The following is a 15,717-nucleotide window of genomic DNA, read 5'->3' as shown; positions in this document are numbered from 1 at the left end:
TCGGCCCGCCACACGGTGCCCATCCCGCCACGGCCTATCCGCTCGACAAGCCGGTACCGCCCAGCCACCAAGCGTCCGAGGTCCGACATCGCGCGCCCCTTCCCGCGTTCTTCCGGAAGGAACGATATCCGGCCGGATCACGGCGCCGGCGGGCGCGGTGGTCCAGGCCACAGACGATGCCCGCCGACCCGCGTGACCGCGTGCTACAGCGGGACGATGTCCGGGGCGCCCAGGCGGGCGGCGTCCGCCGTCTGGTCGTCGGGCTGCCGCTGCGACTCCCGCTCGGCCTCCACCCGCTTCTGGTAGTGCTCGACCTCCTTCTCCACCTGCTCCTTGTCCCAGGCGAGCACCGGCGCCATCAGCTCGGCCACCTCGCGGGCGCTGAGCGTGCCGCGGTCGAAGGTCTCGATGGAGATGCGGGTACGGCGGGTGAGCACGTCGTCCAGGTGGCGGGCTCCCTCGTGGGCGGCGGCGTAGACGACCTCGGCGCGCAGGTAGTCGTCGGCGTTGGCGAGAGGGCTGCCGAGGGACGGATCGTCCTTGATCAGCTGCAGCACCTCCTCGGTGAGGGAGCCGTAGCGGTTGAGCAGGTGCTCGATGCGCGCCACGTGCACGCCGGTGCTCTCCGCCATCCGCGCCCTGGCGTTCCACAGGGCGTGGTAGCCCTCGGCGCCGGCCAGCGGGACGTCCTCCGTGCAGCACTCCGCGACCCGGCGGTCCAGCCCGTGCACGGCGGCGTCCACGGCGTCCTTGGCCATCACCCGGTACGTGGTGTACTTGCCGCCCGCGACGACCACGAGCCCGGGCACGGGATGCGCCACGGTGTGCTCGCGGGACAGCTTGCTCGTCGCCTCCGACTCGCCGGCCAGCAGCGGCCGCAGCCCGGCGTACACGCCCTCGACGTCGTCCCGGGTGAGCGGCACCGCGAGCACGGAGTTCACGTGCTCCAGCAGGTAGTCGATGTCGGCGCTGGACGCGGCCGGGTGCGCCTTGTCCAGCGACCAGTCGGTGTCGGTGGTGCCGACGATCCAGTGCCGGCCCCACGGGATCACGAACAGCACGCTCTTCTCGGTGCGCAGGATCAGCCCGGTCGAGGAGTGGATGCGGTCCTTCGGCACGACCAGGTGGATCCCCTTGGACGCGCGGACATGGAACTGCCCGCGCTCGCCTATCAGCGCCTGCGTGTCGTCCGTCCACACGCCGGTGGCGTTCACGATCTGCCGGGCCCGCACCTCGTACACGCGGCCGCCCTCGACGTCCTCGACCCGGGCGCCGACGACGCGTTCGCCCTCGCGCAGGAACCCGATCACCCGGGCCCGGTTCGCCGCGAGCGCGCCGTAGGCGGCGGCCGTCCTGACCAGCATCATCGTGTAGCGGGCGTCGTCCATCTGCGCGTCGTAGTACTGCAGCGCCCCGACCAGGGCGTCCTTGCGCAGGCACGGCGCCACGCGCAGCGCCCCCGTGCGGGACAGGTGCCGGTGGTGCGGCAGGCCGCGGCTGTGGCCCGACGACAGCGCCATCGTGTCGTACAGCGTCACGCCCGCCCCGGCGTAGAAGCGCTCCCAGCCGCGGTGCTGCAGCGGATAGAGGAACGGCACCGGCTTGACCAGGTGCGGGGCCAGCCGCTGGATGAGCAGCCCGCGCTCCTTCAGCGCCTCCCGGACCAGGGCGAAGTCCAGCATCTCCAGGTAGCGCAGGCCGCCGTGGATCAGCTTGCTCGACCGGCTCGACGTCCCCGCCGCCCAGTCCCGCGCCTCCACCAGCCCGGTCGCCAGCCCGCGGGTCACCGCGTCCAGGGCCGTCCCCGAGCCGACGACTCCGCCGCCGACCACGAGCACGTCCAGTTCCTGCTCCGCCATTCGGGCGAGCGCGGAGGCGCGCTCCGCCGGTCCCAATGTCGCCGTCAGCATCCGAGCCTCCCGTGATGACGCCAGGTCGCGCCTCAGCGCATTCCCCGTCCCCACGATCGTTACCCGCGCCGCGCGGCGCTGCTACCTGTGCGGGGTCTCCCGCCCGCCCTCCCTCCCCCAACCTTCGGCCGGGGGTGCCCCCAGCCCTGCGACGTCAGGGCGCCCCGACGCGCGTGCGGGGTGGGCCGGTGCGGTGCCTCCGGAGCTGCACGTCCTGGACCGGGATATTCACGCGCTTCCCGCGATTGCCTTCGTTCACCCCGGACAGTGCGCACGAACATCCCGCACCGTCCGGAACATCCACCCTCCCCCAGCCTCCGGCCGGGGGTGCCCCCACCTCTCCCGCCCCCTCCGTCTGGCATCGCGCCTGATCCCCGGTGGGGGGAAGAGGCGGTCCGGGTGAGCGCAGATGCCTCACTGAACCCTCACCGGCCGTCGGCAGGGGGAAGCCGACCCGGACAGCAACCGCTGCGGCGCCGCGTGGCGTGCGGTCATATCAGCTATCTGTCTGGTTAGCCTGATTTCCAGCTATTTGGGTACCGCACGCAGGACGCCGCAGGAAGAGGACTCCATGCCCGCAGACCTCGCAGTCATCGGACTCGGCCATGCCGGCCTGCCCTTCGCGCAGGCGGCCTGCGCCGCCGGGATCGGGGTGATCGGGTACGACCCGGACGAGCGGACGGTGGACGCGGTCAACGCCGGCCTGCGCGGCCCGTCCGGGGACCTCGCCGCGGCCGACGTGCGCAGGATGCTGGCCGCCGGCTTCCGCGCGACCGCCGACCCCGCCGCGCTGGGCCGTGTCAGGACGGCCGTGATCTGCGCGCCGGTCCCGGTCGGCGAGGACCACGAACTCGACCTGTCCGCCCTGGAGGAGGCCGGCAGCACGCTGGCCGCGCAGCTGCGCCCGCACACCACGGTGGTCCTGCAGTCGCCGGTGTACCCGGGCACGACGGAGGAGTTCCTGCGGCCGCTGCTGGAGAAGGGCTCCGGTCTGCGCGCGGGCCACGGCTTCCACCTCGCCTACTCCCCCGTCCGCGGCTTCGCCGGCCCCAAGGTGATCGGCGGCCTCACCCCCGCGTGCACGGAGGCGGCCGCCGCGTTCTACGCCCGCTTCACCGAGCGGATCGTGCGGGCCAGGGGCCTGCGCGAGGCGGAGACCGTGCAGCTGATGGAGACCAACTACCGGCACGTCAACATCGCGCTCGCCAACGAGATGGCCGTCTTCTGCCACGACATCGGCGTCGACGTCTGGGACGTGATCCGCTGCGCCGAGACCCGCCCCTACGGCTTCCAGGCCTTCCGGCCCGGCCCCGGGGTCGGCGGCCACACGATGCCGCTCGACCCCAACCACCCGCCGTACCAGGGCCGCATGCGCGGCCATCCGCTGCGGCTGGTCGAGTACGCGCAGGAGGTCAACGCCCGCATGCCGCGCTATGTGGTGCAGCGCGCCGCCGCGCTCCTCAACGAGCACGGCAAGTCGCTGCGCGGCGCCCGCGTGCTGCTCCTCGGGGTGACGTACAAGCCCGACCTGCCCGACCAGGAGGGGGCCCCGGCCCGCGAGATCGGCGCCCGCCTCATCGAACTCGGCGCGCAGCTCAGCTACCACGACCCCTACGCCCCGGAGTGGCGCGTCCTGGACCGCCCGGTACCCCGCGCCGACTCGCTGTGGGAAGCCGCGGCGCAGGCCGACCTCACCGTCCTGCTCCAGCACCACCGCACGTACGACATGCAGGGCCTCGCCGCGAAGGCCCAGCTCATGCTGGACACCCGCGGCGCCACCCCGGTCGGCGCGGCCGCCCGGCTGTGAGGGCGCGGGGTGCGGGACGTCATCGCACCTGAACCGGGCCGAACCGGGCGGGAATCGGGCCGGCGGGGCGCCGGAAACCGGTTCGCCCGGGAGCACCCGTAGGGGATCACGCGACGCTGCTCTAGCATCCCTGATGTGACTGACGGCACGGAACACCCGGACGGGGCGAACGCCCCTGGGCAGGACCCCTGGAACACCCCGACCGCTCCGCAGCCGCCCACGGCGCCGAGCGGTTACGGGTATCCCCAGCAGCAAATACCGTACGGGCAGCAGCCCGGATACCAGCACCCCATCTACCAGCAGCCCGGATACCAGCCGCCCCCGTTCACCGGCGGCCCGGACTGGGAGTCGCTCGCCGAGGCCAACGAGGCGCAGCAGCGCCGGCGCCGCGTGCTCAGGACGGGCGCGATCATCCTCGTGGCCTGCGTGCTCGGGGTGGGCGCGGGCGCCGTCGTGCTCCACTACGCGAACGGGACGTCGGACGCCGCGGCCCCCTCCTCCCCCAGCTCCTCCGTCTCCGCACCCGCTTCCCCCTCCGCCTCCGCCGGCGCCGACTCGCCCACGGTCCCCGGGGAGGACAACACCCTCGCGGACAAATCCGGTCAGAACAATCTGGTCCTGGGACCGGACGCCGGCGTGAGCAAGGTGGCCAACGGTTATGTGGCCAGGTTCAGGAGCAACGGCAATTCCTACGCCCAATCGCCGGGGCAGCTGATCGACGTCACCAAGAGCTTCACCGTCTCGGCCTGGGTCTACAACGAGGCGCCGGGCGGCTCCCGCTCCGCGATCAGCCAGGGCGACGGCGCGTCCCCCTCCCTCAGCCTCGGCCGGGAGGCCTCGGGCGCGGACCGCAAGTGGATCTTCAAGGTGCAGACCGCCGACGGTGGCGCCGACAGCACGACCTACCAGGCCGAGGCCGCCAAGAACGTCAACACGGTGAACGAGTGGGCGCTGCTCACCGGCACCTACGACGCCGGAACGAAGACGATCGCGCTCTATGTGAACGGAAAACTCGCCGATTCCACGAAGGTCCCCGGCATCTGGGCCGGAAAGGGCCCGCTGCAACTCGGCCGCGCGCGCACGCATGGCACCTGGGGGGGCTACTGGGCCGGTGTCGTCGGCCACATCATGGTCTGGGACGTGGCATTGACGGCGGAGCAGGTGGCCGGCGTCAAGCAGGGCGGGGCGGGCGGAAACGCGAAGCCGATCGCCTCATGGCTTGTCGGGTGACGATCACTTTTACCCGTACGTCATCACAAATTGGTCACACCAACAACGGTACTTAGCAATACTGGACTACAGTCGCATCTGTTCCGCACGTCATTCTCTGACGGGTCAGCGGCGCGCTTCGCGTCACCGCCACTTCGGCTGATCGTGGCCATTCCCTTCCCCGGAGATGTCCTGCGGAGAAACGCACGAGGGCTTGCCGCCTCGTCCGAGCGCCCGGGGGGGCAAGCCGCATGAGAAGCCCGTCCGTCGCCATCCCCGCGCACGGCGAGGCGCCCGCCCTGCCGACTGCAGGGGGCCGGGAGACCGCAGAGCGGTGCGCATCGGCATGAACTCCCTGCCCGGCGGGCTTGACCAGTTCGACGACAATGCCCCGGAACCGGATGCCGATCCGGAACCGGATCCGGATCCGGATCCGGAGTCGGAGTCGGAGTCGGAGTCGGAGTCGGAGTCGTCTCCCGCGGCGCGTGCGGAAGCGGGCGGGGACGGGAAACACCGCCCCCCTGCCTCGCCGGGACAGAGGATCGCGACGGCGGGAGTCGCCCTGGTCCTCGCCGGCGGGCTGGTCGCGGGACTCTGGTCGGTGCCGTCGGTACGCACGGTCCTGCTGCAGTCCTTCACCCGGCAGCAGGCTCCGTTCACCGAGCTCTACTTCACGGACACGCCCCGCTTCGACGGCGGCACTCTGATCGTCCACGTCGCGGTGAACGCCCATGGGACGGGCGCCGCACCTCTGCGGCTGAAGATGACGCTCGAATCGCGCGGCGGCAAGGTCCTGAACACCAGGACGGTGGGGCTGAAGCCCAAGGACGGCAAAGCGGTGCCCGTCGTCGCGCGGTTCCCGAAGACCTCCGACACAGCGCTTGTGCGAGTGGCCCTCGTCGGCCATGCGCAGTCATTGCACTACACCTTCGTGGCGCCGCGGAACCCGAGCGGCACATCCTGACGTACGAGACTGAAGCCTGATGCGACGCACCATTCTGCAGATCACTCCGTACTACCCGCCTCACCTCGGCGGGCTCGAACGCGTGGTGGAGCACCTTGCCAACCAGCTCGGACGGCGCCACGAGGTGCGGGTCATCACCACCGCGCTCGGTTCCGGCGGCGGACCGCGCCGCTACGGCGCCGGCCGGGTCACCGTGCGGCGGCACCGCGCGGTCGAGGTCGCGCACACCGCGCTCGCACCGGGTCTGCCGGTCTCGCTGGCGCTGCGGACGCCGCGCGACGCCGTAGTGCACCTGCACTGCGCGCACGCGCTGATGCCGGAGATGGTCGCGTTCATCGCCCGGATGCGCGGGCAGCGCTTCATCCTCCACTTCCACCTCGACGTGGACGCCTCCGGGCGCTTCGGCGGGCTGCTGCCCGCCTACAAGAAGCACGTCTTCGCGCGGTCGATGCGTGCCGCCGCCGGGGTGATCGTGCTGACCGAGGAACAGGGCGCCTTCGTGCGCGACACTTACGGCGTGCGGGCGGACCGGGTGTTCGTCGTCCCCAACGGTGTGGGGGCCGGCTACTTCATGCCGGTGCGGGAGACGGCGCGGCGCCCGCTGCGGCTGCTGTACGTCGGCCGCCTGAGCGCGCAGAAGAACGTCGCCCGGCTGCTGGAGGCGGCCGCCCTGCTCCAAGAGCCGGTGCGGCTGCGGATCGTCGGCGACGGCGAGCTGCGGGAGAAGCTGGAGGCGCACGCCGCCGAGCTGGGACTGAGGAACGTCGAGTTCTCCGGCGGGCTCCTCGGTGAGGACCTGGTGCGGGCCTACGCGGACGCCGACGCCTTCGTGCTCCCCTCGGACCGGGAGGGCATGCCGCTGGTCGTCCTGGAGGCGATGGCCGCCGCCCTGCCGGTCATCGCGACCGATGTCCCCGGCACCGCCGAACTGCTCAGAGGGGTCGGCCTGCTGGCCGCTCCCGAACCGGCGGCGCTGGCAGCCGCCATCGACTCGGTGGCGGCCGACCCTGGTGTGCGCCTGCGTCTCGCCCGGCGGAGCGCCGCGAAAGCCCCCGACTACTCCTGGGAGGCCGTGGCCGCCCAGGTCGAAGAGGTCTACGCGCAGGTCTACCCAGAGGACGCCGTATGACGTCCCATGACGCGGGGACCACCCGCCGGCACGGCACCAGGGTCCCGTCGTGGGCCGTGGGAGCGGAGACGGATCCGGACCCGGCCGAGGACGACGGCACGGGGAACGCCCCCGAGCACGGACGCCGGGGTGCGGGCCGATCCCGTTCCGGGCGCCGGGCCGGCGGCCGGGACGAGGCGTCGCCCGCTGACGCCGCCGCCCCGGGCCCGCGGGCGGGCGACCTCCTGCACGGCCGGCTCGCGGCGCTGCTCGGCATCGCACTGGCCTGTGTCGTGGAGATGCTGCCCGGCATGCCCGCAGTGGTGCTCACGGCGGCCGGCCTGTGGCTGCTGTTCGGGGCGCCCATCGCGGTGTGGCGCGGCACGGCCTCCCGCGTGGTGTTCACCAGGGACGGCAGCCTCCTGCTCGCCGTCGGCCTGGCGATCATCACGGATCTCGTGGTCGCCCTCGCTGTGAACACCGTGCTGCCGCTGGCCGGGGTGGAGCGACCGCTGACCCGGGTGTACCTGGCCGGGGCCACGGCACTCACCTTGATCGTGATCGGCGCCTTCGTACCGGAGGAGGAGCGCGCCGAGCGGCGCAGGTCCTGGCTCCGCGACGGGCTGCCGCCGGGTGCGCTGCCCGTGGGGTCGCTCGCCGGCGTCGCCCTGGTGCTGTCCGTGGCCGGGCCGATCCGGCTGAACAACGGTTTCGGCGGCTCGGTCAGCGTGGCCGCGTTCATCACCATCGTCACGCTGCTGGTGCTGCTGATGGCCCGCCGGGGGCGCTACCCGGTCGCCGTCCTCGAAACCGGCCTGTTCCTCGCCGCGGCCGCGCTGCTCCTGCTGAACTCGCTGCGCGGTTGGTCCATCACGGGACACGACATCCAGCGCGAGTACGAGTTCTTCCGGCTGACGCTCGGCGGATCGCTCTGGGACGTCGCCACATATCCCGACGCGTACAACGCCTGCCTGAGCATCACTCTGCTGCCCGTGAGCGTGTTCCGGCTCACCGCGATTCCCGACGTCTACATCTTCAAGGTCTTGCTGCCGCTGCTGTTCGCGCTCACTCCGGTGCTGGTCCACCGCGCGGTGCGCAACGTCGCACCGCATCTGGTGTCGCTGCTGTCGGCCGTCTTCTTCATGCTCTTCCCGACCTTCCTCTCCGACATGACCTTCCTGGGCCGCCAGGAGGTCGCGTTCGTGCTGCTCGGCTGCGGGATGGTGGTCCTCACCGACTCCGGACGGCCGCTGCGGGCGCGGCGGATCGCGTTCGCGGTGCTGCTGGCCGGCATCACGCTCTCGCACTACTCGACGATCTACGTCGTGATCATCATCCTCGGTGTCGCCTTCGTCACCGACCTGATCTGGCGCCTTGCGCAGCGATGCAAGGACAAGCGGGCGCGCAAGCGCAAGCAGCGCCCGGTCGAGGCCCGCTCCTTCCTGACCTGGTGGATCGTGGCCGCGGCGGTGGCCATGGCGCTGGTGTGGGCGGGTCCGGTCACGCACACCAGCGGGCAGTTGCAGAGCACACTGCGCTCCGTGGCCCAGGAGATCACGAACCCGGGGCAGGCGCGGAGCGGTTCGTCCGACACCTCGTACAGCATCTTCGGCGGCGGGTCCTCGATGACGGCTCAGCAGCGGCTGAGCGACTACCGCGACGAGACCGTGAAGGCAACGGTCACCGACCGGGCCGACGGAACGTATCTGTCCCTCAAGACGGTGGACGCCTACCCGACCCCGGTCGTGCCCGAGCAGAACATGGCTGTCACCTCTGCCGGCCGGGTACTCGAGGCCGTCGGCCTCAAGGCGATCACGGTCAACTCCCTGCTGCGCCAGGTCACCGCGGGCCTGCTGCAGCTCCTGCTGATCGTCGGCGTCATCGTGATCGACATCGGGCGCCGCGGTGCCTTCAGGCCGCTGCGCGACCAGACCACGCTGACCATAGGCGCCGTCGCCCTGCTCGGGATTCTCACGGTCGTCCCCCAGCTCTCCGTCGACTACGGCGTGCTCCGTGCCTTCCAGCAGGGGTTGTTCTTCTTCGCGCCGTTCATCGCGGCGGGCATGCTGTCCGCCCTGCGCTGGGCCGGACGGCGCCGCGTGGTGGTGGTGTACGCGCTGGTGGCGGCCCTGTTCCTGGATCTCACCGGCGTGGTGCCGAAACTCCTGGGCGGTTACCCGCCGCAGTTGCAGCTCAGCAATGCCGGCCAGTACTACGACGTGTACTACCCGAGCACCGAGGAGCGGATGGCCGCCTACTGGCTGTCGCAGCGCTTCGCGGCCGAGGGCAAGCCGTCCCTGGTGCAGACCGACCGCTTCACCTTCAACCGGCAGCAGACCCTCCTCACCGGCCCGGTCGTGGGCGACATCTTCCCGACCGTGCTGCGCACGGACTCCTACCTCCTGCTGGGCACCTCGACCGTGCGCACCGGGCGTCTGTCCTTCAGCTACCGGGGCGACCTCGTCACCTACCGGTACCCCGTAGGCCTCCTCGACCGGACCAAGAACGAGATCTACAGCAGCGAGGGGGCGAGGATCTACCGATGAGGGTCCTGCTGGTCAGCCACTACTACCCGCCGCACGTCGGCGGCATCGAGAACGTCGTCCGCATGGAGGCCGTGCACCTCGCCGCCCAGGGCGTCGACGTCACCGTCCTCACCAGCGGCGAGCGCACCGCGATCACCCAGGAGGACGGCGTACGCATCGTGCGCGTCGCGGCCTGGAACGGCGCGGAGAAGGCCGGCGTGCCCTTCCCGGTGCTCTCGCCTCGGCTGCTGACGACCGCACTGCGCTGGGTCCGCCGGGCCGATGTCGTCCATGTGCACGACTGCCTGTACCTGACCTCGTGGGCGGCCGGTCTCGCCGCGCTCCTCACCCGCACCCCGCACCTGGTCACCCAGCACGTCGCCCTCGTGCAGCACCCGTCCGCGCTGGTGCGCGGGGTGCAGCGGGCCGTGTACGCGGTCGCGGGCCGCGGACTGCTGCGGCGCGCGCGCACCGTGATCACCCTCAACGCCTCGGTCGCGGACTTCGTACGCCGCTACGGCGCCCGGCCCGAACGGGCCCGCCATCTGGCGAACGGGGTGGACACCGCCCTCTTCCGGCCCGCCGCATCGGCCGAGGAGCGGTCGCTGGCCCGCAAGCGCTTCGGCCTGCCCGGGGACCGACCGCTGGTGCTCTTCGTGGGCCGCCTCGTCCCGAAGAAGGGCTACGACCTGCTGCTGTCCGGCTACGACCCGGCCGCGGGCTACGACCTGGTGTTCGCCGGCGACGGCGACTCCGCCGCCCTGGCCGGCCGGCCCGGCGTGCACCACCTGGGCGGGCTGCCGCCGCAGGAGCTGGCCGAGGCGTACCGGGCCTGCGACGTCTTCGCCCTTCCGTCGACGGCCGAGGGCTTCCCCCTCACCGTCCAGGAGGCCATGGCCTGCGGCCTCCCGGTCGTCACCACCGACGATCCCGGTTATGCGCCCTACCGCCTGGACCGCTCCAAGGTCACCCTGCTGGACCGGGACCCCGGGACGATCCGCTCCGCGCTGTCCGCCCTCGCCGGGGACGGGCCGCGGCGCGAACTCATGGGCCGGTACGCGCACGGACTCGCGACGACCTCCTTCGCCTGGGAAGCACATGTGAGCACCCTGACCCAGTACTACCGCGCCGCGACAGGGCCGGCCGCCCATGGCTGAGGACCCCGGCAAGCCCTCCCGCGTACAGGACCAGGTGTACCGCAACTCCTTCTTCCTGATGGCGTCCACGGCGATCACGGCCGGACTCGGCTTCGTCTTCTGGGTGCTGGTGGCCCACTTCTACAGCCCCGAACAGGTCGGACTGGCCACCTCGCTCATATCCGCGACCTCGCTGATCTCCTATCTGAGCCTTTTCGGACTCAACAGCACGCTCATTCGCTTCCCGGCGCCGGCGGCTTCCCGCAACGGACAGCTCACCCAGTCGATCGTGCTGGTCAGCCTGGTCTCCTTCGCGGTCGCCGCGGTCTACCTGCTCGGCCTGCCGCTCTACGCGGAGAAGCTGGTCTTCATCCGTGACCACGCGACGGCGGCCGCCGCGTTCGTGGTCTTCTGCATCTGCGCGACGGTGAGCCAGCTGACCTTCTCGGTCTTCGTCAGCGCCCGCATGGCTCATCAGAACGCGCTGGTCTACGGGCTGCTCCAGGGACTGGTCAAACTGGCCCTGCCGGTCGCCCTCGTCGGCTACGGCTCGGTCGGCATTCTCGGTGCCAACGGCGGCGGCTACGTGGTGACGGCGCTGGTGTCGCTGCTCCTGATGCACCGCCGGCTCGGCTTCCGCTTCCACCTGCGCGCCCGGGGAACACGGATGCGGGAGCAGTTCCGCTTCTCCCTGGCGAGCTACGTGTCGAGCCTGCTCAACCTGGCGCCGCTGCTGGTCCTCCCGATGGTCGTGCTGCAGCAACTGGGGGCCGCCGCCGCGGGCTACTACTTCATCGCCTTCCAGATCGCCAACCTGCTCAACTCCGTCTCCTTCTCCGTCGGCGAGGCGGTGTTCGCGGAGGTCTCCTACGACCCCTCGCGCTTCTCGGTGCTGCTCCGCCGGGCCGCCGGCATCATCGCGGCGGTGCAGGTGCCGTCGGTCGTGGTCGTCGCGTTGGGCAGCGGGCTGCTCCTGCGGATGTTCGGCGGCCCCTACGCGACGCGTGCGCAGCCGCTGCTCGCCGTACTGGCCTGCGGAGCCCTGGCCGTCGCACTGAACACCTGGGCCAGCTTCGCCCTCAAACTGGCCCAGAAGATGACGCCACTGGTCCTCAGCAATGTCGTCTACGCCGTGGTGACCATCGGCCTGGCCGCGCTGTGGGCGCCGCGCGGACTGGTCTGGCTCGGCTGGGCCTGGGGTCTGGGCAACCTCGCCAGCGGCATCTACGCCGCGGTCGCTCTGCTCGGCATGCGCACCGCCCTGCCGCAGCCGCCGGGCCCGCCGCCCGGCAACGTCCCGAACGAACGCGAAACGAGCCCAGTCGAGGGGTACCACCGGTGAAGATCGTCGTCATCAACGCGTACGTGAGAGAGAACGCCGGGGACGCCGCACTGCTGTCCGTGTGCCTGCGCCACGTCAAGGAGGCGTTCCCGGAGGCCACGCGGGCCATCGCGGGCATGGAGGACGCCGCCGCCCACCGCTCGTTCGAAGGGGTGGACAACCTCGGATCGATCCGCCGCTATGTCGCCGACGGTGGGGTCTCCCGGTCCCGACGGCTGCTGCGCAAGCTGGTGGTGGCCCTCGTGGGCACGACGGCCCTGCTGCTGCCGCGAGCCGCCGCCGACGTGCTGCTGAAGCTGCTTCCAGCGGAAGCGCGCCGGGAGGCCGACGCCGTGTCCCAGGCGGACATGGTGGTGTCCATGGGCGGCGGATACCTCCTCGCACGGCCCGGCCTCGACGGATACCAGAACGTGTTCTTCGTCCTGCTCCCGGTGTTGCTGGCGCAGAAGTCGGGAGTGCCCGTCGTCTTCGCGCCCCAGTCCTTCGGCCCGTTCCCCGGCAAGCCGCAGCGCCGGCTGGTCGGCCGGGTGCTGCGCCGCGCGGCCCTGGTCCTCGCGCGCGAGGACGTGAGCGTCGGCCTGCTCGAGGAGTGCGGCGTGCCCGCGCAGCAGGTGCGGCGTGCCGTCGACTCCGGCTTCGCGTTCGCCCCCGATGTCACCTCGGACTGGCGGAGCCGGCTGGGAATCGGGGCCCAGGAGCCGCTGGTGGGTCTGACCGCGCGCCGCTGGCTCGCCCCGGCAGCGCAGGAACGCTACGAACGTGCGCTCGCCGAGACGATCGACGCGCTCCAGGCGGACGGGGCCCGCGCGGTGCTCATTCCGCAGGTGACCACGGACTACCTCGGCGACGACGACCGCATCGTCGAAAGGCGTATCGCGGGCCACTGCCGGACCGCGCCGCTGCGGATCGAGGAGCGCGTCGACTACCGCGACCTGAAGGGTCTGTACAGCGAGTGCTCCCTGCTCATCGGCACCCGCTTCCACTCGGTGATCTTCTCGCTCACCAGCGGTGTCCCGTGCGTCGCCATCGAGTACGAGCACAAGACCCGCGGCATCATGGCCGATCTCGGTCTCGGCGAGTGGGTGCTGCCGATCGCCGAGGTCACGCACGCCGACCTGTGGGCGCTGGTCTCCAAGCTCCGCGCGAACCCCGAGGAGTACCGGACGGCGCTGCGGCAGCGGCTGCCGGCGTACATCGACCAGGCGGAGGAGTTCCCCGCCCTGCTCCGCGCCGCCACGGGCGCCACGGGCGGACTGCGCCGGGCCGGGCAGGTCGCGTAATGGCACGCACGGACCTGCCGGAACCCGGCCGGGAGACACGCACGGTCGCGGTGGTCGCCCCGTACTACCCGCCCAAGGTCGGCGGCGTGGAGAACTACGCCGCCCGCATCGCCCGCGCGGTCGCCGAGGCGCCCGGGCTGCGTCCGGTCGTCATCACGACCCGGCTCTCCGGCTTCCGCACCACCGTGGACGTCGAGGACGGCGTGCGGGTCATCCGGCTCGGCGCCTGGCTGAAGCTGTCCAACACCCCGCTCAGCCCCCTGTGGCCGCTGCAACTGCGGCGCTGGCTGCGCCGGACCGGGGCCGAGGTGGTCAACGCCCACGCACCGGTACCGGGGTTGGCCGACCTGGCGGTCGCGGCCGCCGGAAAGCGGCCGTCGGTCCTCACCTACCACGCGGGCTCGATGCACAAGGGCGAGCCCGGCAGCGGTGCGGCGGACCGGCTCATCGGCCTGTACGAACGGCGGGTGCTGCCGCGGGTGTTCCGGCGGGCCCGCACGCTCGTGGCGGTGTCGCCGGTGTCGCTGGCCGCCGGGCACCCGCACGCGGTGGAGATCACCCCCGGCGTCGACATCGAGCGGTTCACACCCGGGCAGCCGGCCTCGGAACGTCCGCGCACGGTCGTCTACGTCGGCCGCATGGCCCGTTCCTCGGCCTGGAAGGGCGTCGACGTCCTGGTCACCGCCTTCGCCGAGCTGGCGGCCGAGGTGCCCGGCGCACGGCTGCGCCTGGTCGGCGGCGGGGACGCGGTGCGGGACCATCTGCGGCTCGCGGCGGACCTCGGCATCGCGGACCGCGTCGAGGCGGTCGGGGAGCTCACCGGGGACGCCCTGGTCGAGGTGGTGCGGACGGCCGCCGTCGCGGTGCTGCCGTCGCGCACCGAGGCGGAGTCCTTCGGCATGGTGCTGGTCGAGGCGATGGCCTGCGGCACCCCCGTGGTGGGCTCCGCCGTGGGCGGCATCCCGCACGTCGTCACCGACGGCGGGACGGGGCTCCTGGTGCCGCCCGGCGATCCCGCCGGGCTGGCCGCCGCGTGCCGCAAGGTGCTGACCGACGGCGAACTCGCCGACCGGCTGGGCGCGCGGGGCCGCCAGGAGGCGGAACGGCGGTTCGCCTGGAACGGCCTGATGGAGCGCTACATCACGCTGTTCCGGGCGCTGTAGCCCTCCGCTCCGCGGAGGACTAACCCTTCTTCTTCGCGCCCTCGTAGGCGGCGATCGCCGCCTTGAGGGCTTCGAAGGACGGCTTCTTCGTTCCGTCGTAACGGCGCATCCCGTAGTACAGCGAACGCTTCTTCTTGTCCGCGGCGACCGCCTGGTCCTGGTCGGTGTACCAGAACATGGCGCCTACGTGCGGGTTGGCCAGCACCGCCGGGACCGTGTCGGTCGCGATCTCGGCCTGGCGGGCCTCGGTCACGTGCGTCGTGTCCGGAGGGTTCACCTTGCCGTCCGACGCCGCGCCGGGCCCGCTGGTGGGTGCTCCCGTCTCGGTCAGCCAGATGGGGAGCTCAGGGGTGCCGTACTTGTCGAGGATCCCCACCAGGTTCTCGCGGAAACTGCTGATCCGCTCGAAGGTCGTCCCGGTTCCGGGGGTGGCGCTGGGCAGGGCGGGAAAGTTGAACGGGTGGTAGCCGACGGCGTCCACGTACTTGTTGCCGCCGAGCTTGCAGACGGCGGCCAGGAAGTCCGTCTGGGACATCCTGCGGGCCGCGGCGCTGGTGCGGGACACCGCGAGCCCACCCATGACCACGTAGGCCTTGGGGTCCGCGGCGCGCAGCGCCTGGCTCGTGGCGCGCAGCAGTTCGGTGTAGGCCTTCGGGTCGGGAGCGGGCCGCCAGAAGCCGATGTTCTCCTCGTTCCACACCTCCCAGGTGTGGATCCCCATCGCGGAGTACCGCTCGGCGGCCATCTTGGCGAAGGCGGCGAAGATCTCGGGGTCGGCCGGTGCACAGTTCTGGCCGGCCGTGCAGTCCGCCACGCGCGCCCACTTCGGGGTGTAGGCGATCACCGGGAGCATCTTCAGGCCACGGGCCTTGGCCGCCTCGGCGACCCGGTCGAAACGGTGCCACGAGTAGGTGTACGGCGAATCCGGCTGGATGTTGTTCCACGAGAGGTCCATCCGGACCCACTTGGCGCCGACCGCGACCGCGTCATCGAGGCCCCGCGCCATGTCGGCGTCGGACTTCCAGGTCAGGGTGTCGCCGTACGAGACGCCCATCCGCACGTCGCGGACACCGCCCGCATCGGACGCGGACGGCGTGGGGCTCCCGCCACTGGCCTGCGGAGCGGCCGGGGAGGATGTCGACGGCACGGACGCGGCGACGATGGTGGCGACCGCCGAGACCACGAACGCCACGAGCGCCACGAGAAAGCGTTGCCGCCTACTGGAATCCTTCACCATGCCCCTCAGCGTAGGCCAATCCCTCACAGTGTGTTC

Annotated in this window: 11 protein-coding genes; 9 read left to right on the top strand and 2 right to left on the bottom strand. The window is 71.7% G+C overall.

Going from position 1 to position 15,717, the window contains the following annotated elements:
* Positions 1-203: 203 nt before the first annotated feature.
* Positions 204-1,910, bottom strand: coding sequence for a glycerol-3-phosphate dehydrogenase/oxidase (locus ACIP98_RS30735; RefSeq protein ID WP_401979021.1), 1,707 nt, complete (start codon positions 1,908-1,910; stop codon positions 204-206).
* A 571-nt stretch (positions 1,911-2,481) separates the two neighbouring features.
* Between ACIP98_RS30735 and ACIP98_RS30730 the strand changes: the two genes are divergently transcribed.
* From ACIP98_RS30730 to ACIP98_RS30690, 9 genes are all read left to right on the top strand, one after another.
* A complete protein-coding gene (locus ACIP98_RS30730; RefSeq protein WP_319658546.1) occupies positions 2,482-3,717 on the top strand; it encodes a nucleotide sugar dehydrogenase in 1,236 nt (411 codons plus the stop codon).
* Positions 3,718-3,852: 135 nt separating this feature from the next.
* Positions 3,853-4,947 (top strand): LamG domain-containing protein, encoded by a 1,095-nt coding sequence (locus ACIP98_RS30725; protein ID WP_401979020.1) that lies wholly within the window; start codon positions 3,853-3,855, stop codon positions 4,945-4,947.
* Between the two features lie 313 nt (positions 4,948-5,260).
* Positions 5,261-5,890, top strand: a complete 630-nt coding sequence (locus tag ACIP98_RS30720) for a hypothetical protein (protein WP_401979019.1) — start codon at positions 5,261-5,263, stop codon at positions 5,888-5,890.
* Between the two features lie 19 nt (positions 5,891-5,909).
* Positions 5,910-7,019 (top strand): glycosyltransferase family 4 protein, encoded by a 1,110-nt coding sequence (locus ACIP98_RS30715; protein WP_401979018.1) that lies wholly within the window; start codon positions 5,910-5,912, stop codon positions 7,017-7,019.
* A complete protein-coding gene (locus tag ACIP98_RS30710) occupies positions 7,016-9,544 on the top strand; it encodes a hypothetical protein (RefSeq protein WP_401979016.1) in 2,529 nt (842 codons plus the stop codon). The genes ACIP98_RS30715 and ACIP98_RS30710 overlap by 4 nt, the downstream gene beginning before the upstream one ends.
* A complete protein-coding gene (locus ACIP98_RS30705; RefSeq protein WP_401979015.1) occupies positions 9,541-10,680 on the top strand; it encodes a glycosyltransferase family 4 protein in 1,140 nt (379 codons plus the stop codon). Before ACIP98_RS30710 ends, ACIP98_RS30705 begins: the two co-directional genes overlap by 4 nt.
* Entirely contained in the window at positions 10,673-12,001 is a 1,329-nt protein-coding gene (locus tag ACIP98_RS30700; protein WP_401979013.1) for a lipopolysaccharide biosynthesis protein, read from the top strand. The genes ACIP98_RS30705 and ACIP98_RS30700 overlap by 8 nt, the downstream gene beginning before the upstream one ends.
* The gene (locus tag ACIP98_RS30695) at positions 11,998-13,281 is read left to right on the top strand and encodes a polysaccharide pyruvyl transferase family protein (protein WP_401979011.1); all 1,284 of its coding nucleotides are present in this window, start codon (positions 11,998-12,000) and stop codon (positions 13,279-13,281) included. The genes ACIP98_RS30700 and ACIP98_RS30695 overlap by 4 nt, the downstream gene beginning before the upstream one ends.
* Positions 13,281-14,444, top strand: a complete 1,164-nt coding sequence (locus ACIP98_RS30690) for a glycosyltransferase family 4 protein (protein WP_319658538.1) — start codon at positions 13,281-13,283, stop codon at positions 14,442-14,444. Before ACIP98_RS30695 ends, ACIP98_RS30690 begins: the two co-directional genes overlap by 1 nt.
* Before the next feature lie 19 nt (positions 14,445-14,463).
* Here ACIP98_RS30690 and ACIP98_RS30685 read toward each other — a convergent pair whose 3' ends face one another.
* Positions 14,464-15,681: a cellulase family glycosylhydrolase gene (locus ACIP98_RS30685; protein ID WP_319658537.1), complete on the bottom strand. Its 1,218-nt coding sequence runs from the start codon at positions 15,679-15,681 to the stop codon at positions 14,464-14,466.
* Positions 15,682-15,717 lie beyond the last annotated feature (36 nt).

It is taken from the genome of Streptomyces sp. NPDC088354, from assembly GCF_044753585.1.
Lineage (GTDB): Bacteria > Actinomycetota > Actinomycetes > Streptomycetales > Streptomycetaceae > Actinacidiphila.
Note: the sequence above shows the minus strand (reverse complement) of the source record. Positions and strands in the feature narration are given on the sequence as shown.

Bases quoted from the DNA above. Each gene is read 5' to 3' on its own strand.
- ACIP98_RS30735 (WP_401979021.1), bottom strand. From the start codon at position 1,910: ATGCTGACGGCGACATTGGGACCGGCGGAGCGCGCCTCCGCGCTCGCC.
- ACIP98_RS30730 (WP_319658546.1), top strand. From the start codon at position 2,482: ATGCCCGCAGACCTCGCAGTCATCGGACTCGGCCATGCCGGCCTGCCC.
- ACIP98_RS30715 (WP_401979018.1), top strand. From the start codon at position 5,910: ATGCGACGCACCATTCTGCAGATCACTCCGTACTACCCGCCTCACCTC.
- ACIP98_RS30710 (WP_401979016.1), top strand. From the start codon at position 7,016: ATGACGTCCCATGACGCGGGGACCACCCGCCGGCACGGCACCAGGGTC.
- ACIP98_RS30705 (WP_401979015.1), top strand. From the start codon at position 9,541: ATGAGGGTCCTGCTGGTCAGCCACTACTACCCGCCGCACGTCGGCGGC.
- ACIP98_RS30700 (WP_401979013.1), top strand. From the start codon at position 10,673: ATGGCTGAGGACCCCGGCAAGCCCTCCCGCGTACAGGACCAGGTGTAC.
- ACIP98_RS30690 (WP_319658538.1), top strand. From the start codon at position 13,281: ATGGCACGCACGGACCTGCCGGAACCCGGCCGGGAGACACGCACGGTC.
- ACIP98_RS30685 (WP_319658537.1), bottom strand. From the start codon at position 15,681: ATGGTGAAGGATTCCAGTAGGCGGCAACGCTTTCTCGTGGCGCTCGTG.